Source organism: Fulvivirga sp. M361, assembly GCF_007097395.1.
Lineage (GTDB): Bacteria > Bacteroidota > Bacteroidia > Cytophagales > Cyclobacteriaceae > Fulvivirga.
The window spans coordinates 1-21,503 of the sequence record NZ_VKDC01000037.1 but is presented as its reverse complement, the minus strand read 5'-3'; the positions used below and the strand labels follow the sequence as shown (position 1 = coordinate 21,503).

At 40.9% G+C, this 21,503-nt stretch carries 16 protein-coding genes; 11 read left to right on the top strand and 5 right to left on the bottom strand.

Annotated elements, in window-relative coordinates; translation table 11 throughout:
- The first annotated feature begins 36 nt into the window (after window positions 1-36).
- The 4 genes from FNH22_RS26220 to FNH22_RS26205 all read left to right on the top strand — a co-directional run bounded on the left by FNH22_RS26220 (window position 37) and on the right by FNH22_RS26205 (window position 7,651).
- The gene (locus FNH22_RS26220; protein WP_143401482.1) at window positions 37-351 is read left to right on the top strand and encodes a hypothetical protein; all 315 of its coding nucleotides are present in this window, start codon (window positions 37-39) and stop codon (window positions 349-351) included.
- 66 nt (window positions 352-417) lie between these two features.
- On the top strand, window positions 418-801 hold the full coding sequence (locus FNH22_RS26215; RefSeq protein ID WP_143401481.1) for a heavy-metal-associated domain-containing protein: 384 nt from the start codon (window positions 418-420) through the stop codon (window positions 799-801).
- Between the two features lie 22 nt (window positions 802-823).
- A complete protein-coding gene (locus FNH22_RS26210) occupies window positions 824-3,055 on the top strand; it encodes a TonB-dependent receptor domain-containing protein (RefSeq protein WP_143401480.1) in 2,232 nt (743 codons plus the stop codon).
- Between the two features lie 90 nt (window positions 3,056-3,145).
- Entirely contained in the window at window positions 3,146-7,651 is a 4,506-nt protein-coding gene (locus tag FNH22_RS26205; RefSeq protein ID WP_143401479.1) for a S8 family serine peptidase, read from the top strand.
- A gap of 105 nt (window positions 7,652-7,756) precedes the next feature.
- Here FNH22_RS26205 and FNH22_RS26200 read toward each other — a convergent pair whose 3' ends face one another.
- Window positions 7,757-8,446, bottom strand: a complete 690-nt coding sequence (locus FNH22_RS26200; RefSeq protein WP_143401478.1) for an SIMPL domain-containing protein — start codon at window positions 8,444-8,446, stop codon at window positions 7,757-7,759.
- 124 nt (window positions 8,447-8,570) lie between these two features.
- Here FNH22_RS26200 and FNH22_RS26195 point away from each other — a divergent pair, with 124 nt between their 5' ends.
- Together FNH22_RS26195 and FNH22_RS26190 are read left to right on the top strand one after the other, a co-directional pair.
- Complete coding sequence (locus FNH22_RS26195) at window positions 8,571-9,245, top strand: TetR family transcriptional regulator C-terminal domain-containing protein (RefSeq protein WP_255518162.1); 675 nt, start codon at window positions 8,571-8,573, stop codon at window positions 9,243-9,245.
- 8 nt (window positions 9,246-9,253) lie between these two features.
- Window positions 9,254-10,567 (top strand): AarF/ABC1/UbiB kinase family protein, encoded by a 1,314-nt coding sequence (locus FNH22_RS26190; RefSeq protein ID WP_143401477.1) that lies wholly within the window; start codon window positions 9,254-9,256, stop codon window positions 10,565-10,567.
- 87 nt (window positions 10,568-10,654) lie between these two features.
- Here the strand turns inward: FNH22_RS26190 and FNH22_RS26185 are convergent, their stop codons facing one another.
- From FNH22_RS26185 to FNH22_RS26175, 3 genes are read right to left on the bottom strand one after another with little or no spacing between them, the layout of a single operon-like run.
- The gene (locus FNH22_RS26185) at window positions 10,655-11,926 is read right to left on the bottom strand and encodes a carboxypeptidase-like regulatory domain-containing protein (RefSeq protein WP_143401476.1); all 1,272 of its coding nucleotides are present in this window, start codon (window positions 11,924-11,926) and stop codon (window positions 10,655-10,657) included.
- A gap of 5 nt (window positions 11,927-11,931) precedes the next feature.
- Complete coding sequence (locus tag FNH22_RS26180; RefSeq protein ID WP_143401475.1) at window positions 11,932-14,529, bottom strand: ABC transporter permease; 2,598 nt, start codon at window positions 14,527-14,529, stop codon at window positions 11,932-11,934.
- Window positions 14,526-14,858, bottom strand: coding sequence for a PadR family transcriptional regulator (locus FNH22_RS26175; RefSeq protein ID WP_143401474.1), 333 nt, complete (start codon window positions 14,856-14,858; stop codon window positions 14,526-14,528). Before FNH22_RS26175 ends, FNH22_RS26180 begins: the two co-directional genes overlap by 4 nt.
- A 194-nt stretch (window positions 14,859-15,052) precedes the next feature.
- On the opposite strand from FNH22_RS26175, the gene FNH22_RS26170 reads away from it, so the two are divergent.
- On the top strand, window positions 15,053-16,054 hold the full coding sequence (locus tag FNH22_RS26170; RefSeq protein ID WP_143401473.1) for a tetratricopeptide repeat protein: 1,002 nt from the start codon (window positions 15,053-15,055) through the stop codon (window positions 16,052-16,054).
- A 19-nt stretch (window positions 16,055-16,073) separates the two neighbouring features.
- Here FNH22_RS26170 and FNH22_RS26165 read toward each other — a convergent pair whose 3' ends face one another.
- The gene (locus FNH22_RS26165) at window positions 16,074-16,388 is read right to left on the bottom strand and encodes a carboxypeptidase-like regulatory domain-containing protein (protein WP_185154422.1); all 315 of its coding nucleotides are present in this window, start codon (window positions 16,386-16,388) and stop codon (window positions 16,074-16,076) included.
- Window positions 16,389-16,795: 407 nt separating this feature from the next.
- On the opposite strand from FNH22_RS26165, the gene FNH22_RS26160 reads away from it, so the two are divergent.
- From FNH22_RS26160 to FNH22_RS26145, 4 genes are all read left to right on the top strand, one after another.
- Window positions 16,796-17,449 carry a CoA pyrophosphatase gene (locus FNH22_RS26160; RefSeq protein ID WP_143401471.1) on the top strand — a complete coding sequence of 218 codons (654 nt, stop codon included), beginning with the start codon at window positions 16,796-16,798 and terminating at the stop codon, window positions 17,447-17,449.
- 103 nt (window positions 17,450-17,552) lie between these two features.
- Complete coding sequence (locus FNH22_RS26155; RefSeq protein WP_143401470.1) at window positions 17,553-18,809, top strand: DUF819 domain-containing protein; 1,257 nt, start codon at window positions 17,553-17,555, stop codon at window positions 18,807-18,809.
- Between the two features lie 133 nt (window positions 18,810-18,942).
- The gene (locus FNH22_RS26150; RefSeq protein WP_143401469.1) at window positions 18,943-20,637 is read left to right on the top strand and encodes a DEAD/DEAH box helicase; all 1,695 of its coding nucleotides are present in this window, start codon (window positions 18,943-18,945) and stop codon (window positions 20,635-20,637) included.
- A gap of 229 nt (window positions 20,638-20,866) precedes the next feature.
- Window positions 20,867-21,088: a cold-shock protein gene (locus FNH22_RS26145; protein ID WP_143401468.1), complete on the top strand. Its 222-nt coding sequence runs from the start codon at window positions 20,867-20,869 to the stop codon at window positions 21,086-21,088.
- The last annotated feature ends 415 nt before the right edge of the window (window positions 21,089-21,503 follow it).

Genomic DNA, 21,503 nt, shown 5'->3' with positions numbered 1-21,503 from the left:
CTCTCTATAGGTGTTTTTAAAAGTGAGCACCATTGTATGGGAAAGGTGAAAAGTGTGGCATACTTTGCTAAAGAGGCTAAGAAGTGCTTTGAAGGTGAGGCGGACCGTGACATGAAAGGTTGTTGCTCAGATGAAACTGAAGTTTTGCAGTTAGACGATGAGCACTCGTTGTCAACGTTTCATAAAATCAATGATGTAACTCCTTTCCCTTTTATTCCTGCTTATCAACTTTTACCTTTTTCAATTAGCAATAAGGCAGTCAAAGATAGTGCTGGCATAGCCTATGACTTGCCTCCCCCTGATAAAACTCCTATTTATATCCTTCACTCTTCTTTTACATTTTACGGTTAATACGGGTTCATTTCCTTGTCATTAATATGGCACTACAGTGATTTTGAACTTTTAAACGATTAACCAATGAAAATTTTAGGAATTATCTTAGCTGTAACAACAGCATTAGCTTTTAATAGTAGTAAAGTATCAGCGCAAAGTAAGGTCAAGGTTGTAGAAGATAGTATTAAAGTCTACGGAAACTGTATTATGTGCAAAAGGCGGATTGAGAAAAGCCTTATTGAACAAAAGGGGGTGAAAATGGTGGACTGGAATGTTTCCACCAAAAACCTTTTTATTGCCTATCGTCCGGATAAAATATCAGAGCAACAGATCCATCAAAGTATAGCCAAAGTAGGGCACGATACGGAACTCATTAAAGCACAGGATTCGGTATATACACATTTACCATTTTGTTGTCTCTTTAGAGACCATGATCCGCATACTTCTGAGTCAAGGTTAAAGCATTGATATCAACAATACTGAATAAGTTATGAAAAAAGTATTGTTGATATTAACGTCGTTAGTATACCTAACGGGCAACGGGCAGGATCAATTGACCGGTTTAGTAGTGAGTGAAGAGCCTGATGGCCAGGAAGTGCCCGTACCCGGGGCTGTGGTAGTGTGGTCAGGTACCAATACGGGGACGATTACAGGAACTAATGGTGCCTTTCTTATTCCAAGGCGACCTGATATTACCGAGTTAATCGTAAGTTTTGTAGGTTATAAGACTGATACCTTAACCATTACAGATCAGTCCAATATTAAGGTGAAGCTCAAAACTGATGGACTTTTGGAAGAAGTAGTAGTGGAAGGCTGGAAGCCTACAAGTGGTCTGAACTACCTGGAAGGTATCAATACCATTGAAATGGATGAAGATGAGCTTTTCAAAGCAGCTTGTTGCAATCTGTCGGAGAGTTTTGAAACAAACCCCTCTGTAGATGTATCTTTTACGGATGCCATTACCGGAACACGTCAAATTGAGATGTTAGGGCTGTCAGGAGCTAATGTTATGACCTCTGTTGAAAACATGCCGGGTATTCGGGGGTTAGCCACAAATTATGGCTTTAGCTATATCCCGGGTACGTGGATTCAAAGCATTCAGGTAACCAAAGGGGTAGGGTCGGTAATCAACGGATATGAGAGTATAGCCGGTCAGATTAATGTAGAGCTTAAAAAGCCGTTTGAAAGTGAAAAATTATTTATTAATGGGTATTATAACCAATCTGGTAGAACAGAGTTAAATCTGAATACCAGCCAACGTGTGGGAAAAAACTGGGCGACTACTATGTTACTTCATGGCAGTTTACGACCCATAGAAAATGATGTCAACGACGATGGTTTTATGGATTTTCCGATTTCCAATCAGCTGAACATGATCAATCGTTGGGTTTATCGTGGGGAGAAAGGCTGGCTGGGACAGTTTGGGGTGAAACTTTTGAGGGACCGTAAGCAAGGTGGTGAAACCGATTTCGAAGAGTCAGTTGATAGAAACACTACAAACAACTATGGGTTAGAGATCAACTCAGAGCGCTATGAGGCCTGGGGGAAACTTGGGTATGTTTTTCCCGGTAAACCTTACAAAAGTGTTGGTATGCAATTTTCAGCGACCCGACAAGAACTGGATAATTACTTTGGACTGGTCGATTATACGGCGCGTCAAAAATCGCTGTACGGTAATGTCATCTATCAATCTGTATTTTCTAATACCCGACATAAGTTTAAAACAGGTTTGTCATACTTGCTGGATACGTATGATGAGTCATTGGATGAATTGGAATTTGACAGAACGGAACATGTAACCGGTACTTTTTTCGAATATACATTTGAAGAACAGGAAAAATTCACGCTTATAGCCGGAATAAGAGCGGACTATAACAGTCTGTTCGAAGAACTATTCTTCATCCCCCGATTGCATCTCCGGTATAGCCCGATTGAGAGTACCGTAGTGCGTGCTTCTGCTGGTAAAGGCAGAAGAACCGCCAATGTTATTGCTGAAAATACAAGTATTCTGGCTTCATCACGGCGGCTTTTATTTGACAACCAAACAGCGAATGTAGGTTATGGCTTTCAACAGGACGAAGCCTGGAACTTTGGGTTGAACGTTTCCCATGATTTCAGGCTAAACTATCGTGACGGAATTGTGTCATTTGATGTATACCATACGGATTTTTCGGAACAAGTGGTGCTGGATTTGGACCGAGACCCCCAGGAGGCTGTTTTTACAGGCCTGGAAGGCGATTCTTATTCCACGAGTGTTCAATTACAATTGGATTATCAGCCTGTGAAACGGCTGGATGTCCGTCTTGCTTATCGCTGGCTCGATGTCAAGGTTGATTATACCCAGGGTTTGTTAAGAAAGCCTCTTGTCCCCAAAGATCGCGCATTCATAAATCTGGCGTATGAAACCAAGAACGCATGGGACTTCGATTGGACCTTACAGTGGACAGGAGTACAGCGTATACCGCAGACCTTATCAAACCTGGAGGAATTTCAAAGAGAAGGCGAATCACCGGATTTTGCCTTAATGAATGCGCAGGTAACTAAAACGTTGAAAAAAGGCTGGGCATTTTACGTGGGTATGGAAAACCTTGCCAACTATCGGCAGGATGATCCTATTATTTCCGCTGATCAGCCCTTTAGCCCTTACTTTGATAGTTCATTGATTTGGGGGCCAGTATTTGGCAGGATGACTTACGTCGGTTTTCGTTATAAGATGGAATGAAAAGATAAAACGAAACTAAATTTACGTTGAAACAGTAGCATTAGAGGATGTGCTTTATAATTGTCATTAATTCTGAATTTTAAACCACTCATGTCCCCCAAACATTCATTATTATCTGTAATTCTTGCATTGCTGACAACGGGTCTCTTCGCTCAACAGAATCCTGTAAAAAATGTGATCAGGGTTAAATTTAGAGAGAGTTTTGCTTCTCGAGTATCTCAATCTTTATTCACTCGCACGGCGGATAATTATGTACAGGTAGGGGTGCCTTCCATTGATGTCCTTAATGCACGTTGTGGAGCGCTAACTTTTAAGAGAATATTTTCTGATGGAGGAAAGTATGCCAAACGCCGCAGAGCGTTTGGCTTACATTTATGGTATGAAATAACCTTTGATGCTGATAAGTCTCCGGGTATCCAACAACTTATAGTAGATTATGCACAAAATAAGTCCTTTCAACGGGTAGAACAGCTTCGGGAGAAGCAACTGGATTACATACCAAAAAATAACTTTACGCAGTTAAAAACGGATATCAGAGGAGGTATGAGTTATACTTACCCGGGGTTGAATTCTACTCCTGATGATCCGCGTTACCGTGAACAATGGCATTATCATAATACCGGTCAAAGTGGAGGTACGGTAGATGCGGATATTGATTTACAGGAAGCCTGGGAAATACAAAGAGGAAGCGACCAGGTAATTGTTTCCATCCATGATCGGGGGATCGATGTTGATCATATAGACCTGGCCAAAAACATGTGGACAAATACCGCAGAGTTAAACGGTGTAGCAGGTGTTGATGATGATGGTAATGGCTATATTGATGATATACATGGGTACAATTTAGCCGACAATACAAGTAATATTCTTCCGGACAGGCACGGGACACATGTGGCCGGTACCATAGCCGCAGTAAGTAATAACGGGATAGGAGTTAGTGGCATTGCAGGAGGGAGCGGCACGGGCGATGGTGTCAGACTTATGTCCTGCCAGATACTTACCGATACACCTGGTACCACCGGTTGGGCAGAATCTTATGCTTATGCAGCGGATAATGGAGCAGTTATTTCTCAAAATAGCTGGAGATATCCTGAGCCCGGAGTTTATGAGCAATCTGTATTAGACGGTATCGATTACTTTATAGCCCATGCGGGGTATGATGCTGAAGGAAATCCTGTCGGGCCAATGCAGGGCGGCATTGTTATTTTTGCAGCAGGGAATAGTCATACCGACGAAGAATGTTATCCTGCATATTATGATCCGGTTTTGGCCGTGGCTTCCACTGACCATAACGATGTTAAAGCAAGCTATTCAAACTATGGGGCCTGGGTCGATATTTCAGCTCCGGGAGGCGTAGTAAACCTGGGGATTAATGATGCTCGAGGGGTTTTAAGCACACTACCCAATGATACTTATGGATTCCTACAAGGTACTTCAATGGCCTGTCCGCATGTTTCCGGCATAGTGGCCTTGATTGTATCACAATTTGGAGGATCAGGGTTTACACCGGATCAGGTGCGTTCCCGGTTAATGGAAAATGCAGATAATATCGATGCCGGTAATCCGTCTTTTGCAGGACTTTTGGGGGCTGGTCGTGTAAATGCTTATGCCTCTTTAGTAACGGATGTAGGGATCCCACCTGACAGAGTTACGGACCTGTCGGCGGTTGAGATCAGTCAGGATCGGCTGAAACTTACCTGGACGGCTCCCGGCGATAAGGATAATGTTTTATCCGGTTCTTATGAAATCAGAATGAGTAATACTCCTATTGATGACAACAACTTTGAATTGGCCCGGTTAGTAGCAACTGAAGCCGCAAGGTCAGCAGGGACTATGGAATTAAGGCTGATTACTGGCCTTATGCCGGTAACACAATACTTTTTTGCTTTAAGGTCGGATGATTTTTTCGGCAATACCTCTACCATCTCTAACGTAGTGTCTGTCATTACTTCTGATCTATCGGATATTGAGGTAAGCCCCCCTAACCTGGAGGTTTCTCTCTTTACCGGCGAAACATCAGTACAACAATTTGACATAACAAATACAGGTGATGGTATTCTTGAATATTCACTGGAAACAGCTACTGATTCTGAGGTTTTATTGTCGAAGGCCGGATCAAATAAACTCCTGTCCGAGTCAGTTTCAAAGTTGCAGGATGACCTTAATGCTCTTTCCGGGTTTTATGAAGACATTACTTCTTTGATTCCGGGTAAATATCTTTTTTCAGGAGGTTTCTCCGGAACAAATATTTCCGACGGCGGCAATGACATGTATGACAGAGGCAATATATTAAGTACAAACCTTGGTGACTTCATTCCTTATACAAATAACCAGCTTTCTAACAGCTCAGCTTTTAACGATGCGGCTTACTTCACGGCTAAATTCCCCGGATTATTTGTTTTGGGAGCAGACCTGGCGCAAGGCGTAAATTATTTTAGAATAACCGGTAACCTGGGGGCAGATAGGCGAGGTTCAATGGATACATCTGTTTTGAGGATGGAAAAAGGAGAGAAGTCTTATGTAGCCTTTGTGAAGCGTGTTTATGACACAGAGGATCCTTCTATCAATCATATGATCGTTGTTGAGGACAATGGAACGGTCAATCATAAGTTTGCCACTAGCACCGATAACGATTATCACGAAATTAGCAACCTTTCGGATATCTCCAGAATTTACTACTTGTTATACGCAGGGTATGCTGGTGAAAATGCAAGATATATTGACAACAACACTACAGGGTCAATAATGTCTGCTTTCATTGAGGTGATCGACAAAGACCCAAACTTATATTTAGAGAAATTAAATGGAGAAATTGCCACAGGACAGACTGAATCCATCAATGTATTGTTTAATGCGAGAGACACCGATCCGGATATGTATTTGAATGATATTATAATTTCCAGTAATGCACTATCTGATCCATTGGTAACCCTATCTACAACATTAACTGTCACCAGCGCTCCAAATATTCAAATCACACCTGAAAACCTGGATTTTGGTGATAAGTATATAAATACCACGGATAGTTTGTTTTTCACTGTTAAAAACACCGGCGATGAGACATTGAACATTACAGATTTGATATTTACAAAAGAAGAATACAAGGTGAACGTCGATCGTGTATCACTGGATCCATCCCAAAGTGCTTTAATTGGAATATCTTTCAACCCGTTGTTTCCCGGAAGTATAAGCGACACGCTGTGCGTTACCAGTAATGACCCTAATAATGGGCTAATACAGCTACCTGTTTCAGGAAACGGCCTCATACCGCCAGCCTTGACGCTAAGTGAGGATGCTTTTGTTGAAAATCTAGATACTGGAGAAACTTCTGAACAGCTTCTGGTGGTATCAAACCAGGGAAGGAGTGATTTAGTAGTCGAGCTGAAACTGGATAGTGAGAATTTCTCCGGACCTCATAGTATAACGGATGGGGTTACAAGTGGATTTTTAGGTTGGAATTTTGGACTTCGGAAAATGACACCTGAGAATTCAATCCAGGTAGTCATTGAAAATCAAGCTGATTTCAGTCTCGAAATAGAAGACTTCTTTATCTTTCCCTGGGGTAGGGGCGTTTTGAACATGGGGCAAGTTGATTTTGACTCATCTCCTGTGCCTGTAGTCGGATATTCACGGGGAGTGACGGTTGAAGAAGGAGATGTTCTGGTGGTGATTACCCGGAAGGAGCGTTTTGCAAAAATACTTATCGATGAAATAGGCACTGAAGGAATATCCTTTTACCAAATTTATCCTGTAGCATCACAGGAAGATATAAACGGACTTTTAGCAGTTGGTAATGAAATTGATTTGGACCTTGGTTTGTTGCAGGGGCCAAGAGTAGCCCGAGTCAGTCCGGGTGCAAATGACTGGTTAAGTTTTGAGCCCGAAAAAGCTATTATAACCCCTGGGTCGAGCCAGGAAATAACACTGTCATTTGATGCGCACGGGCTATTTGGAGCCACATATAGTGATAGTTTGGCCCTACACTCAAATGACCCGCAAAAACCTGTGATTAAAATTCCGGTTACTCTGGAGGTATGTGGAGATGGGTCTTCAAACCCATCAATTGTAGTTAATCCAACGGATGATGCAACTATGACACTAACGGATGAGAAGATAAGGATTGATCTGAAGGATGTTTTTGTCTCTGATGAAAAGCTCACGTGGAATGTTTATGCTGATCCAACCGGCCTGGTCGAATTAGCATTAAATGAAGATATTTTAAGCTTACGTCCTATTGGCCCAGGGACAGTCAATATTACTATTGAGGCATTTGACAACCATTGTGATAATGCGAACGATACATTCAATTTGAATATAACTGAAGTAACGTCTTTAGATCTATTGTCAGTAAATGATGTGATGATATACCCGAATCCGACAGATCATTCACTAAATATTACGTCGGGAAGTATCACATTTTCCGGTGATGACGTTTCCATTTGGTCATTGCACGGTAAGAGGATCTATTCTCACCATGTACAAGCAGGTGCGAACACCACCGTATTAGATGTGAGCCATTTTGATAGGGGCATTTATTTTTTAAACCTTCCTTTAGTGAGCCGAAATGTACAATTAAGGTTTATCGTGATGCATTGAGCGTAAAACTTAAACAAGGTTTATGTTAACCACTGCTCTGATATGTCAGCAATAAAGAAGGGTGGCCTTCAACGTTGAAGACCACCCTTTTTTATATTGTTTCACCTATTCAATTTCAAAAACTACCCTAAACTCTGCTTTAATGGTGATGGTTTTAAAGTCTAATTGTGATTGATAACCTCCCGCAGCCTTTGACTCAAATTCATCAAAAGATGCGCTACGGGCATATATCGGTGGTTGATATCCATAATCCACTTCCTGTACTTCCAAAGCGCCCCCAAGCTTTTCATCAATGGCGTCCAGCAGATACTTAGCCTTGGCTTTGGCTGCTTTAAGCGCGTCAGCTTTTAGTTCATACTTTAGCTCTTCCAGTTTGGAATGACTTAGCTTGGCCACATTCATGCTATTAATACCTTTGGGGTCTAGCTTATCCACCAGATCGTTGATCGACTTTACATCGCTAACCTTTAGTTGAAAACTTTTAGTCGCCAAATACTCCTCGGATTTTTTCTTTTTCCAGTTCCAGTTGTAGCCATATATATTATCCACTTTGACACTTTCTTCGGGAAGGCCAAGCTGTGATGCTACCTTCACCAACCCCTCTTCTAATCGGTTCATGGTTACCTTCTTGCTTCCTTCTTTGTACTCTTTGAGCGTGATCCTTAAATAGATCTCATCAGGAATAATTTCTTTCTCTGAACTACCTTTTACCTCAATTTTCTTTTTTGAAGTTTGTTCCTGCCCATAGGAAAAACAGGAAACGGCGATGAAGGCTAAAATCAATATCTTTTTCATAATTCTTTTCTTTTAGAATTGGGATGTTGTGAGCTGCAAATTTCCATAAAAGTTTTTCCTTTTTTTAACTTCATTTAGAACACCCTGACGTTTAACTGTTATATACTTAATCAAGTTTATCAATATGGCTACTGTAAAAGCAACAAGTAAAACGACTAAAACAAAGAAACCAGACAGTCGAAATAAGATCATGGATACTTATAAGGACTATGTTTTGACAAATGGTTCAGAACCTGCTTCGGTTTTTCAATTCATGAAAGGCCTTAAACTTCCTGAAGAAGAGTTCTACAAATATTTTGGGTCTTTCAAAACTATAAAAACCCATATATGGAAAGCGTACATGATACACACATTAGAGATACTTAAAAACGATAATGCCTACCAGGAATATACTGTCAGGGAGAAACTACTGGCCTTTTACTATACCTTAATGGAGGTGTTGAAAAAAGACCGAAGCTATATCATGTACTCCTTTAAAGGTGTTAAAAAGCCTGAGCTTTCACCTTCTTTTTTGAAAAGCTTTAAAGAGGAGTACCAGGATTATATCCACGACCTTATCGCAGAGGGTCTGGATTCAGAAGAGATTATAAAACGGCCGATATTGTCTGACAGATACCATGATGCCTTATGGATACAACTTGTTTTTATTGTTAACTTTTGGCTGAGGGATGATACCACTAATTTTCAACAAACAGATGCTGCCATAGAAAAAACGGTAAACCTTTCCATAGAATTAATGGGTCGGGGTCCGCTGGATATGATGGTGGATTTCGCTAAATTTTTATATCAAAGCAGGTAAGTGAAGAAATGAAAGAGCAGATAAGAATACCTACTTCCAAAGTACAACGTGCGTCTAAATTTATTAAAACCGGGGCCAAAGTAGGCGGTAACTACATCAAACATTACAGTAAAAAACTCCTTAACCCTGAACTCAACAGAGATGAACTGGATGCGGAAAATGCTGAAGATATTTATAATTCGCTCAGTGAATTAAAAGGCAGCGCTTTAAAGGTTGCTCAGATGTTGAGCATGGATAAAAATGTATTACCCACTGCTTACCAGGATAAGTTTGCGCTTTCACAATACAGCGCTCCTCCCTTGTCTTATCCGTTGGTCGTGCAAACATTTCGAAACTATTTTGGCAAATCTCCGGAGGATATATTCGACTCATTTTCTAAAAAAGCAGTTAATGCCGCATCCATTGGGCAAGTACATCAGGCCGTTCTAAATGGAAAGAGACTTGCTGTAAAAATACAATACCCTGGAGTATCAGATAGTATTAGCTCTGATCTGAAGATGGTAAGGCCCATCGCCGCACGGATGTTTAAAGTCAATACTTCTGAGCTCGAACAGTATATAGGAGAAGTGGAACAAAAGCTGATTGAAGAGACCAATTATAGCCTGGAGCTTGAAAGATCCATAGATCTGACCTCCAAAAGTGCCCATATAGCACATGTAGCTTTTCCAAAATACTATCCTGAGTTCAGTTGTGAACGCGTACTGACCATGGATTGGATAGAGGGAGTACATCTTAAAGAGTGGTTGGCACAGAACCCATCTCAGAAAGAGAAAGATAAAATAGGTCAGGCCTTATGGGATTTTTATGCCTTCCAGATCCATGTGCTGAAGCAGGTCCATGCTGACCCTCATCCGGGTAATTTCATTATAACCCCGGACAATCAACTGGGGATTATTGATTTTGGATGTGTCAAAGTCATCCCTGATGATTTCTATGGACAGTATTTCAAGTTGATGGAAAGTGATATTCTGGACGCAGAATATGATCTGGAAGCACTATTCCTGGAATTAGGCTTTTTAAGTGTGCAGGATACTAAAAAAGAGAAAGCTTTCTTCATGGATATTTTTACGGAGATGATCGAACTATTAGGTAGACCATTTCGAAGTAATGCGTTTAATTTCGGGGATGATACGTATTTTCAAAAGATATTTGAAGTAGGGGACAGAGTGTCCAAAATGAAGGAGATCCGTAATTCCAAGACGGCCAGAGGGAACAGGCACGGACTTTATGTGAACCGGACGTATTTTGGGTTGTATAATCTTTTAAATGACATCAAAGCAACAGTAAATACCGGGAGACCAGTGGTAGAAGCTTTGCTTTAACCGTTTTAATTTGAGCGCTTAAACAGGTTGAGAAATGATAGCTTACTATTAAATTGAATAGTCCGTCATCATTTCTCTTCATTCATATTATTGCTTCTCTTTAGTACTCTGTTGCTCGAACTGGTCTTGAAGAGAAACCTCTTTTTCAAGATCTTCTACTAGTTTCTTCTCCAGGGGTGTTTCTTTAAGCATATTGTAAGAACTCCAGAACTCCCTGTTAAAATCATATTGATGGCTTTCCAGGGTTTTGTTGAGCCTGGCTTTTACCTTTCTATCGATTTTGACCGGGTTTTTCGTGTTGATCTGGTTGATAATAATGTCTTGCTTAATTCCAAAAACATCACGATTTTCTCCGTTAATGACATAATGATGAGCGTGATCCATGGATAAATAATTCAAATGATAACGTTCATTGTATTTCCTGAAGCTGATCACCAGGTTTCTGTGCTTTGGATGAATGACCATTGAGTCATAATCGTCATATTCCCATGTCACTTTAGGCATATTGTCTGCGTTGTACGAATTAGTGATACGTATAACGGCATAAGAATGCGATTCAACGAAAAAACGCATGATCCCAATTCTCATAACGGTATCCCGAAGTACATAAACTGTTTTTCCATCCATGGTTGTGTTAGGCTCTCGTTGATAATTTCCTTTTTCAAGAGCTTTGGAGTTGTTAGGGACAGGGTTAAGGTTCAATGCGTGTAACAAAAGGTTTTCCGTATCCCAAAAATCGTTGTACTTATGTACATGGCTGAAGCTTCTTCTCAACTCATCCACTCTTACACGGGTTTTTCCTGAAAAGGTATTGCGTTTGAAACGGTTTTCATTGTACATGGTGATGGCGGATTCCACAAGCGAAACATAGTTGCCATTGACCGACTGACTCTCTCGATAAAAGGCTTGCATTGATACGGGATAGCTCGGGTAATTAACAGGGATACGTTTGATGGCTAATTTTATGATTTCATTAGCGGTAAGGCTATCCTTTATCACAATGCCATCCAGGACTTTTTCAGACGGACTCAGGGAGAATCGTTGTTTTTGCCTAAAGGTTAAAACATTTAAAAGGATCTCTTTTTGTTTGTATCCCAGCATTGAGATCATCAAAGTATCTTCACGGTGTTTAGGAGAAATATGAAAAGTGAATTCACCATTCAGGTTAGCAACCGTGGACAAAGGCAAATTTTTTAAAGCTATTGATGCGAACGGAAGTCGTTCATTCGAAACCTTATCTATTACCATCCCTTGTATGGTTAGCCGGTCTTGGGATGCAACCTTCAGAGAATATAGCATTAAAATAACGAGCAAGCCGAAAGGAATGGATATGACGCTAAAGTCAGTACGTATTTTCATTTGCGTTATTCATGTTTTAAGATAGAGGATGGATTGGTAAAAGAAGCCTTTAGCACATGATAGGACATGGTGATCATGGCCATAGTAAGGACAAGTGCGCCGGTGAGCATAAATACATCCCACGAAAGAGCAGTTTTGTATGCAAACCCATCCAACCAGCGATCCATTATCCAGGCTGTCAGCGGACTTGCGATACCTATTGCAATGAGAATAAGCAAGATGTAGTCTTTGGATAATGCGACTAACAGCTGTTTTTTATCGGCTCCGAATACTTTTCGAATACTCACTTCTTTTAGTTTTTGATTCATGATCAGCGCCATCAAACCAAATAGCCCCAAACATGCGATGCTAATTGCCATCAGCATGAAGAATAAAAACACTTGTTTAAGGCGGTTTTCATGACTGTATTGCTGTTGGAAGTATTGATCGAGGAACTCAAAAACAAATGGCTGTTCTGGTATGCTCTCTTTCCATAGCTGCTCTATATGTTCGACCGTCTGAATTATATCATCTGCTTCAAGGCTAATCATCAGCTTTTCAGGATAATCCAAACCGGGAAAGATCAGCATAGGTTCTACCTTGCCATGGACAGAATTGAAATGGAAGTCTTCTAATACCCCAATTACCTGGTATTCGTAGCCATCTTCATCATTTACTACTTGCAGGAGCGGGTCTTTCCAGGCCAGGCTTTCTGATAAGGCCCGGTTCACAATTACGACTGGCTCAGCTTCCCGCACTTCTCTTGTTTCAAATGTCCTGCCGTCGCTTAATGATAAACCTAACACATCAAAATAGTCCTGATCAACATATATTTCATTCAATGGCTTCAACTGCCATTTTTGATTGGAGTTAACTTCATAAACTTCTACAGCTCTGTCAGCAGTAGGCCAGGAATTGAAACCCACCATAGAGGCTGATTTTACAAATGGATAAGTCTCTACCTGGTGTTTAAATGAGTGTAACGTGGTGTTCAATGTACGCTCCCTGGGGATATCAATAGCTATGACCTGATCCTTTATATATCCATGAGAAGTGCGTTGGATTAATTCCATTTGCCTGAAAATGAGTAAGGTTGAGATAATAAGGGCAATGGAAATTGAAAACTGCACCACCACAAGTGTTTTGCGTAAGAGTGTTTTGCCAGGCAGTAACATTTTACCTTTTAAAATGTCTGCCGGCTTCACTGATGACAAGTAAAAGGCCGGGTAACTGCCTGAAATAAGTGATATGGCCAGTGTAACTCCCAGCAAAAATGTTAGCATTGATGGTGACGTCACCTCGTACCAAGGAATGCTTTTTTGGGTAAGTAAGTTTAGGTGAGGCAGGCTATATATGGCCAATACTATCGCTATGAGAAGGCTGGATAGGCATATAATGAAAGATTCAAACAAAAACTGTGTTTTAAGTTGTCCGTTTTGTGCACCAACAGATTTACGGACCCCGACCTCATTTTGCCTTTTAGCAGCACTGCCCAGGGAAGTATTGATGTAGTTAATGGCCGCTGTTAACAAGACCAAAAGCGCTACAGTAGAAAAAATGTACAGATTTAACCTACTGCTCTTTGGTGTGTCGTAGAGCTTCTTTTCACCGAAGTGTACATCGGGCAATGCCTCCATATGATAACGACCCTCTATTCCCAGCTCTTCAAATTCGGGAGCCGATACTTGTTGATAGGTGGCATTTAGTTTAGGCTGAAAATGTTGGGGAGAGGTTTTCTCTTTAAAAAGAACGTAGTTAAAGGTCCACCATGAGATGGACTTCAGATTTTCTGGCTTTATTAAGACCAGGGCATCAAATTTCAGATCGGTATGGGTAGGAATATCTTTCAAAACACCGGCTACTTTATAGAGCTTATTTTCTATCTCAAGCGATTGGCCGGTAGGATCTGACTTTTGGAAATATTTTTTGGCTGTTTTTTCAGTAAGCATAACACTACCCGGTAAGAAGGATTGTGCCCTGCTATCAGACCTGAATTCGTATGGGAACACATCGAAAAAGCTGGGAGTACTATAATAAAAGTATTCTTCTCTGAAAGAGTGCTTTCCATTTTTTACGGTCACTTTTTCATTGACCAATGCTACATGCGCCTCAATTTCAGGGTAATTTGCTTTTAGTGCTTCTCCGACTTCCGGCCCTACCCAGGCTGAATGTTCGGCAGAAGAAAGGGAGGTATAGCTGAATGTAATTCTATAAATACGGTCGGCATTAGAGAGGTACCGATCGTATTTCGACTCGTCGTTCACAAAAAGACAGATTAAAATAAATGAGTATAATCCCAGAGATAAGCCTAAAATGTTGATCAAAGTGTTGAGTTGCTGCCTCTTCAAACTGCGATAAGCCGTTTTGCAGTAGCTGGGAATCAGAAAGAATGGGTTTGCTTTAGATTTAGAGTGCGTACTCCTTCTTCTTATCGTGTAGGGCCGGATAAAACGTAGCACTCCCCATATGTAAAGTATGGCGGCTCGAAATGGCCCATAGTCCTGTACATGCTGATGGTACCGCTCGTATAGGTCACCCTGCAGGTCTTCCAGAAGGTCAGGAGAACAATACCATTCCAGTAATGCATCCGCCCAGGCCGGTGGTGTGCAGTCTTCCTTTTTCATGACTTTTCGAAAACAAATTTGGGGATCATTGACCACAATGTTTCACGTTGCTGTCTCACTATGACCAACGCCTTCTTTCCTTCTGTAGAAATATTGAATATTCGCTTTCTTCGTCCTCCGCGTTCTTTCGTTGCTCCACCCATTTCCGATTCTACAAACCCTTTAGTTTCCAGGCGGTTCAAAGCTGAGTGTACCACCCCAAAGGTAATATTACGTTCAGTAATGCGATTGATCTCCTTGGTAATGGCCAGGCTGTAAGCCTCATGTTGCATTGCAGCTACGGCCAGTAATACCAGCTCTTCGAATTCACCGAGATTTGTTCCTTTCATATGACTAACTGATGATATAATGCGATATATAAAAGTATATTCTATTATATATCTATTTGCATAACTAATAACTAAGATAGCTAAAGAATATTGTATTTGTTATGCAAATAGATAACTAATTTTTTCATTTTACGGAAAGGCTTAATTAAGGACTCATAGTAGGGTAGGTGATCATTCTCAATTAGATTTGCTGAATGAAGAATGGGGTGATAGTATTTGGGCTTTTATTCATGTTAGCTTGTGGCAATGATGTTAATACGCAAAAGCAACGATTTTTGATCCGTGGAAACGAGGCGTTGAAACAACAGAGTTACCAGGAAGCAAGGCGATTTTACAGTGAGGCAATTGAGCTTGACCCATGTTACGCTGCTGCATTGAACAATCTTGGTATTACCTTATATGAGCTGGGTCAATACAGTAAAGCCGTATTAGAGTACGAAAAGGCCATGATCTGTGAACCAGACAATTTGGACGCCTACATGAACCGTTCAAATGCATTTTACGAGTTGAATGAATTATACCGGGCGTTGGATGATCTCGAATTTGTAGAACGGCAGCAACCGGATTCGTCGTCCGTTCATTTTATGAAAGGACTGGTACATGCGAAGATGCGCAACTATGATGAAGCGGTGAGTTCTTTCGATAAAGCCATTTCATTGGATAGTGGAAATGCCGAAATATGGATAAACCGGGGGACTATACGCTACTACCAAAAGGAATTTGACTTGAGCAGGCAAGATCTTGATCACGCCCTTGGAATAGATGCTTTTGAGCCAAATGCATATAATGCGCTGGCATTGCTCGAAATAGAACGAGAGCGCTATAATGAAGCACTCAATCTTGTGAATAAAGCGCTTGATTTTGAGCCGGGGCAGGCCTATTTTTTAAATAACAGGGGTTTTATACTCTTATTGACGGGAGAACTGGAAAAAGGCCGTGAAGACATAGACAGAAGTATCACCCTTGACCCTGCCAATGCCTGGGCTTATCGCAATAAAGCCTGGTATTATTATTTATCGGGTCAGTATGATGAGGCCGCCCGTTTATTACAACAGGCTTTGAAATTAGATCCTTATGTAGATAAAGGGCGATTGTTTTTAGCTGAAACCTTTTGGGCAGATGGAAAAAAAGACCAGGCCTGTAAGGAAGCAGCGTCCTTAACTGTAAAAGAGTCTTTAAGTTTTTCTTGCCTCTGAACGATGCCTTAACGGAAACTCATTTTTCCAGGCTGATGACATCTTCCCGAAGGGAAACATCGATCCTGCATGCTTTTACCAGAACCTCTTCGGTACGGTAACCTACGAAAGATATTACAAGTGTTTGGCCAAATTCTACTTCTAATGAATAATTCCCGTCTTTATCCGTTATGGTGCCATACGAAGTGCCCTTAATGACGACATTGGCCCCGGGAATGCCTTCTTCAGTACTGGCATGTGTAATTTTACCACATACATTAACACTTTTAGAGTGCAGCGATATTGAGCTTGATAGGATCAACAGGACTACAAAAAAAACACACGTTTTTTTCATGGGAATAGTTGGTTTACTGGCAAACGTAAGCAAATTATGCATTCTACAGGAAAAATGCTCCTTAATTATATCATTTAAGTAACAAGGATGTAATTCTCGTTAGTTTAATTGTAATGGATTTTCCAATAGTTGATAATAATTCAGAACATAATTTTCAATTTAAGTATTTGATTTTTAGTAATTTAAATAATCGAAAGAGTGCTCGTCCGGGATATTTGAATTCTGAGATACACGTAATTATTATATTAGTTGAGTTTGAGCAAAGAAAGAAAAAAAACAATGATTGATTAATAGTGATCTTATAATAGGATAATGTGAGGACGCGTTAATAAAACAGGATCAGGTCATGTAAATTTGAAGCTGCAATGGTCTACTCATTTCTTAAATATCGTCAGTGAATTTAATATATGTCTTTAAAACAATCCCATGATCTTATCGAGGCATTAGAAAGCAGGTTGATGCTACCTCTTCCGGGGGTGGATGCACACAGACTAATGATGCCATTGCACAGAATGAAGTATAGTATTGACCAGGAAAAAATAAAATCTGCCCGCTTGGGAGGTGTTTTGATCGCACTTTATTTGAAAGATGGTGAATGGCATATACCCCTTACATTGCGACATGACTATGGCGGTGTGCACAGTGGACAGATAAGTTTTCCGGGGGGTAAAATGGAAGTAACAGATCCTAATATTGAATTTACTGCCTTGAGAGAAGCCCAGGAAGAAGTGGGCATCGCTCCGGACCATGTCAAATTATTAGGGGCATTGTCTTCATTGTATGTGCCTGTCAGTAATTTCAATGTAGTGCCTACGGTTAGTTTTATCGAGATAGAGCCTAGGTTTGTCATGGACAGTTATGAGGTAAAGGAGCTCATTGAGGTTCCCTTGTCGCTTCTGCTTTCTAATGCTACTATAAAACATAAGGATCTGTTAGTGGGAAATAACGTACTTAAAGAAGTACCTTATTTTGATGTCTTTGATAAAGTTGTTTGGGGGGCCACAGCTATGATGTTAAGTGAGTTCATTGCTGTAGTCAGGGATTCCGGTGCCACCGTGTAACAACGTACTGAACATGAATAATATCAGGTGTTTCGAATAGCCAGGTCTCTGTTTGGTAATTCTATCTTCGATTCAGTACTTTTCCAGTTACAACTACTATCAAATGGAGAAAGAACACCTGCAACCACTGTTCACTAACGACGCTGTAATTTTCGGAATTCTGATGTTAATGCTTGCGGCTATTTTTAAAACCGCCGCCAGTGAAAGTCCTTTTTGGAAAAAATTTTATAAGTACGTTCCTATCATTTTGCTTAGTTATTTTTTACCATCCCTTCTTAACACTTTTGGCCTGGTAGATGTAGAAAGCTCACAATTGTATTTTGTGGCGTCACGTTATCTTTTACCAGCATGTTTAGTGCTGCTTACCATCAGCGTGGATCTCAAAGAGATTATAAGGCTGGGACCCAAGTCGTTGATCATGTTTTTTACGGCTTCTTTTGGAGTGATCATAGGAGGCCCTTTAGCGATCTGGATCGTTTCTTTTATGAATGCCGATTTTGTTGGCGGGGCCGGACCGGATGAAGTATGGCGTGGAATGTCAACCATAGCCGGGAGCTGGATAGGCGGAGGGGCTAACCAGGCAGCGATGTATGAGGTCTTTAAACCCTCTGATGAGTTGTATTCCATGAGTATTACGGTGGATATTTTGGTAGCTGAAATATGGATGACAATTTTATTATTAGGAATAGGGAAATCAGCGCAGATAGACGGCTTTTTCAAAGCGGACACTACATCCATAACCTCATTAAAGGATAAGATAGAAGCTTACAGTAAAAGTATTGCTCGTATACCCAGTACTACTGATTTTATGTTAATTGCCGGGGTGGGTTTTGGTGTTACCGGGTTCTCTCATTTTGTAGCCGATATCGTAGCTCCTTATATTCGTGATAATGCGCCATACCTTAGCAAGTTTAGTTTAGACAGCGGTTTTTTCTGGATTATAGTCGTAGCTACCACACTGGGTGTTATCCTGTCGTTCACCAGATTCAGGACGTTGGAAGGAGCAGGGGCTTCTAAAGTGGGCTCACTTTTTATCTTCATTCTTGTAGCTACCATTGGAATGAAGATGGATGTTTTAGCCATTTTTGATAACCCCGGTTTTTTTCTGGTCGGATTGATTTGGATGGCTATCCATGTAACGCTGTTGGTAATTGTGGCAAAACTTATTAAGGCTCCTTATTTCTTTTTGGCAGTAGGTAGCAAAGCAAATATCGGTGGCGCGGCATCTGCGCCTGTTATTGCCGCTGCCTTTCACCCGTCTTTAGCACCTGTGGGTGTATTATTAGCAGTTTTGGGATACGCATTAGGTACGTATGGAGCATGGTTATGTGGACTCCTTATGCAGGTAGCTTCTCAATAGTCAATACGTCGTATTTCTTTGGGTTGCTTCTGGTTAGATGATCGGAAATTCATGCAATGCTATAATTTATTAAATCTCTGCATGATTCAACAATTGTTATTCTAACTTTGCAACTCATTTTAATAAAAACTTTTTGACAGATTTTCACACCTTAGGTCTCTCATCGTCAGTCCTTGAAGTCCTTGAAAAACTTGGTTTTGAACGCCCTACGGATATACAAACAAAGGCCATTCCTATCTTGCTGCAGGAAGATCCTACTGACTTTATAGGACTGGCTCAGACGGGTACAGGTAAGACGGCGGCATTCGGACTGCCTTTGATTGACTTGATCGATACGTCAGATACAGCCGTTCAGGCCCTGGTAATGTCACCCACCCGTGAGCTAAGTCAGCAGACAGCTAAGCAGTTGATAGACTTTACAAGCAATAATAAGGCGCTGAATGTAGAAGTCGTCTATGGGGGGGCTAATATCGTAACCCAGATCAAAGCCCTGAAAAAAACCACACAGATCGTTGTAGCAACGCCAGGGCGTTTGATTGACCTGATTAAACGAAAGGCCATTAGTCTTGAAAACGTGCAATATGTGGTGCTGGATGAAGCCGATGAAATGCTCAACATGGGTTTTAAAGAGGACATTGATGATATTCTTTCGTATACACCGCAAGACCGTGTGACCTGGCTGTTTTCGGCGACTATGCCGTCCGAAATTAGAAGGATCGTAAAAAAGTATATGCAGCACCCTAAAGAGGTAAGCATTAATGCCAGGGAAAAAAGTAACAAGGATATTACCCATCAATATGTGATGACCAAAAGCAGCAATAAACTGGCTGCACTCCGGAGGTTTTTGGACATTCAGCCAGACATGCGTGGCATAATGTTCTGCCGGACAAAAAGGGAAACACAACAGATTTCGGATGAACTTACTGAAAAAGGTTACGGTGCCGAGGCACTTCATGGAGATCTCTCACAGGGTCAGCGGGATGCAGTAATGAAACGTTTTAAGAGCAGGTCCATGCAGTTACTCATTGCCACTGATGTAGCGGCGAGAGGGATTGATGTAAATGACCTGACCCATGTCTTTCATCATACGCTTCCTGACCAGTTGGAAAGTTATACCCACAGAAGTGGGCGTACCGGTCGGGCGGGGAATAAAGGTATCTCACTGGTTTTTATTAATCCAAGAGAGAGTAGACGCATTTCAGAACTCGAAGGTAAGATCAAGGTGAAATTTGAACGTGTAGAAGTGCCAACAAAAGAGGCATTGACTTCTATTCGGGTTCAGAACTGGGCTAACCTCATTCAAAATACTACCGTTGATGCACAGGCTGATATACTGGCCAGTGAAGTAGAAAAGCAATTTGCAGGGTTGAGTAAAGAGGATCTCATTAAGCGATTGATCACTACACAACTGGATCACTTGTCTACACAGGCAAGTGAACCGGCGGATTTAAATGAGAAGCATGGTTCATCCAATACTCAGTCAAATGGCAACATGCTCCGATATTTTATCAATGTAGGTATGATGGATGGGCTGACTAAAGGTGACCTTATTCATTTTCTCTCAGACGTTTCGGGAGTAGAGCGTACACTCTTTGGTGAGGTTACCATGCAAAAAAGCTATTCTTTTTTTGAAGTAGATAAGAGTCAGGCTTCCGGTATGGCTAATAATTTTGATGATATCGAGATCCAGGGCCGTAGTATACGTGTAAATAGAGATGACAGCGGTGGCGGTAGTAAGCGTTCGCAACACCAGTCACACGGCCGGAAAAAAGATAAACGTCAAAAGCCCAGACAGCAATTTAGCCGTTCACGTCGAGGAAGACGTTAATTAAGTGGCACATGCTTTTTTTGACCCATGACCCATTAAAGGTTAAGAAAATTGTTCCTTGATGGGCTTTTTGACTTCAAGGGTGTATATTTGCAATTGGGTGGCAGTGATATACTTGCACTTTATGAGATCCCACTGACAAGCCAGTTGGTGGTTTATGTGCATCAGAATGATCTCTCATTACCTGTTTCCCAGGTTTAAATCTTTTTTTAACTAACCCACTTATACTATGGCAAGATCGCAAAATAGCTTTATCAAGAAGCAAAAGGAAAAACAGAAGCAGATGAAGAAGAAGGCGAAAGAAGAGCGTAAGAAGTTACGACAGGAGAATAATGATAAAGGTAGCGATTTGGCAGATATGATGGCCTATATTGATGAAAATGGAAATATCGTTTCTGAACCTCCCGAAGAAGCGCCTGCTAAAGACGAAAAGGATAGCTCTAAAACATAAAAAAATGTAAAGATGCTACAATTTTATCCTTTCAGGTTGTTTTAAGTCGTATGGAAACCTGAGTGTGAGGCCTCTTTAAATTCTCTATATCATCAAAAAAGAGCTCTCAAAAAATCATTATATCTGAAAATCAGATACTACCAATAGCGACCTGTTTCACTTTATAACCATTTGGCTTGAGTGAAACAGGTCGCTATTTTTGTATACCTTATTTCTTTTTTAGACGTGAACTAAATCAATTTCATCTCACGCGGGAAAGAACTTATAACAGTCTTAACCCGCATTATTCATTGGGTTAAGAAATCTGATTTTAGATAAAACATAGAATGTACTGAGGAGTTGTTTAGCCACCCCTGAAGATATTTCAGATAATCTTTGAGAAAATAACATATTGATTTTGCTGAAAATAGCTTTT

What these genes read in the sequence shown, in the direction of transcription:
- FNH22_RS26155 (WP_143401470.1), top strand. Translation starts at nt 17,553, where the DNA reads ATGGAGAAAGAACACCTGCAACCACTGTTCACTAACGACGCTGTAATT.
- FNH22_RS26175 (WP_143401474.1), bottom strand. Translation starts at nt 14,858, where the DNA reads ATGAAAGGAACAAATCTCGGTGAATTCGAAGAGCTGGTATTACTGGCC.
- FNH22_RS26205 (WP_143401479.1), top strand. Translation starts at nt 3,146, where the DNA reads ATGTCCCCCAAACATTCATTATTATCTGTAATTCTTGCATTGCTGACA.
- FNH22_RS26190 (WP_143401477.1), top strand. Translation starts at nt 9,254, where the DNA reads ATGAAAGAGCAGATAAGAATACCTACTTCCAAAGTACAACGTGCGTCT.
- FNH22_RS26160 (WP_143401471.1), top strand. Translation starts at nt 16,796, where the DNA reads ATGTCTTTAAAACAATCCCATGATCTTATCGAGGCATTAGAAAGCAGG.
- FNH22_RS26215 (WP_143401481.1), top strand. Translation starts at nt 418, where the DNA reads ATGAAAATTTTAGGAATTATCTTAGCTGTAACAACAGCATTAGCTTTT.
- FNH22_RS26200 (WP_143401478.1), bottom strand. Translation starts at nt 8,446, where the DNA reads ATGAAAAAGATATTGATTTTAGCCTTCATCGCCGTTTCCTGTTTTTCC.
- FNH22_RS26195 (WP_255518162.1), top strand. Translation starts at nt 8,571, where the DNA reads ATGGCTACTGTAAAAGCAACAAGTAAAACGACTAAAACAAAGAAACCA.
- FNH22_RS26180 (WP_143401475.1), bottom strand. Translation starts at nt 14,529, where the DNA reads ATGAAAAAGGAAGACTGCACACCACCGGCCTGGGCGGATGCATTACTG.
- FNH22_RS26145 (WP_143401468.1), top strand. Translation starts at nt 20,867, where the DNA reads ATGGCAAGATCGCAAAATAGCTTTATCAAGAAGCAAAAGGAAAAACAG.
- FNH22_RS26210 (WP_143401480.1), top strand. Translation starts at nt 824, where the DNA reads ATGAAAAAAGTATTGTTGATATTAACGTCGTTAGTATACCTAACGGGC.
- FNH22_RS26170 (WP_143401473.1), top strand. Translation starts at nt 15,053, where the DNA reads ATGAAGAATGGGGTGATAGTATTTGGGCTTTTATTCATGTTAGCTTGT.
- FNH22_RS26165 (WP_185154422.1), bottom strand. Translation starts at nt 16,388, where the DNA reads ATGAAAAAAACGTGTGTTTTTTTTGTAGTCCTGTTGATCCTATCAAGC.
- FNH22_RS26185 (WP_143401476.1), bottom strand. Translation starts at nt 11,926, where the DNA reads ATGAAAATACGTACTGACTTTAGCGTCATATCCATTCCTTTCGGCTTG.
- FNH22_RS26220 (WP_143401482.1), top strand. Translation starts at nt 37, where the DNA reads ATGGGAAAGGTGAAAAGTGTGGCATACTTTGCTAAAGAGGCTAAGAAG.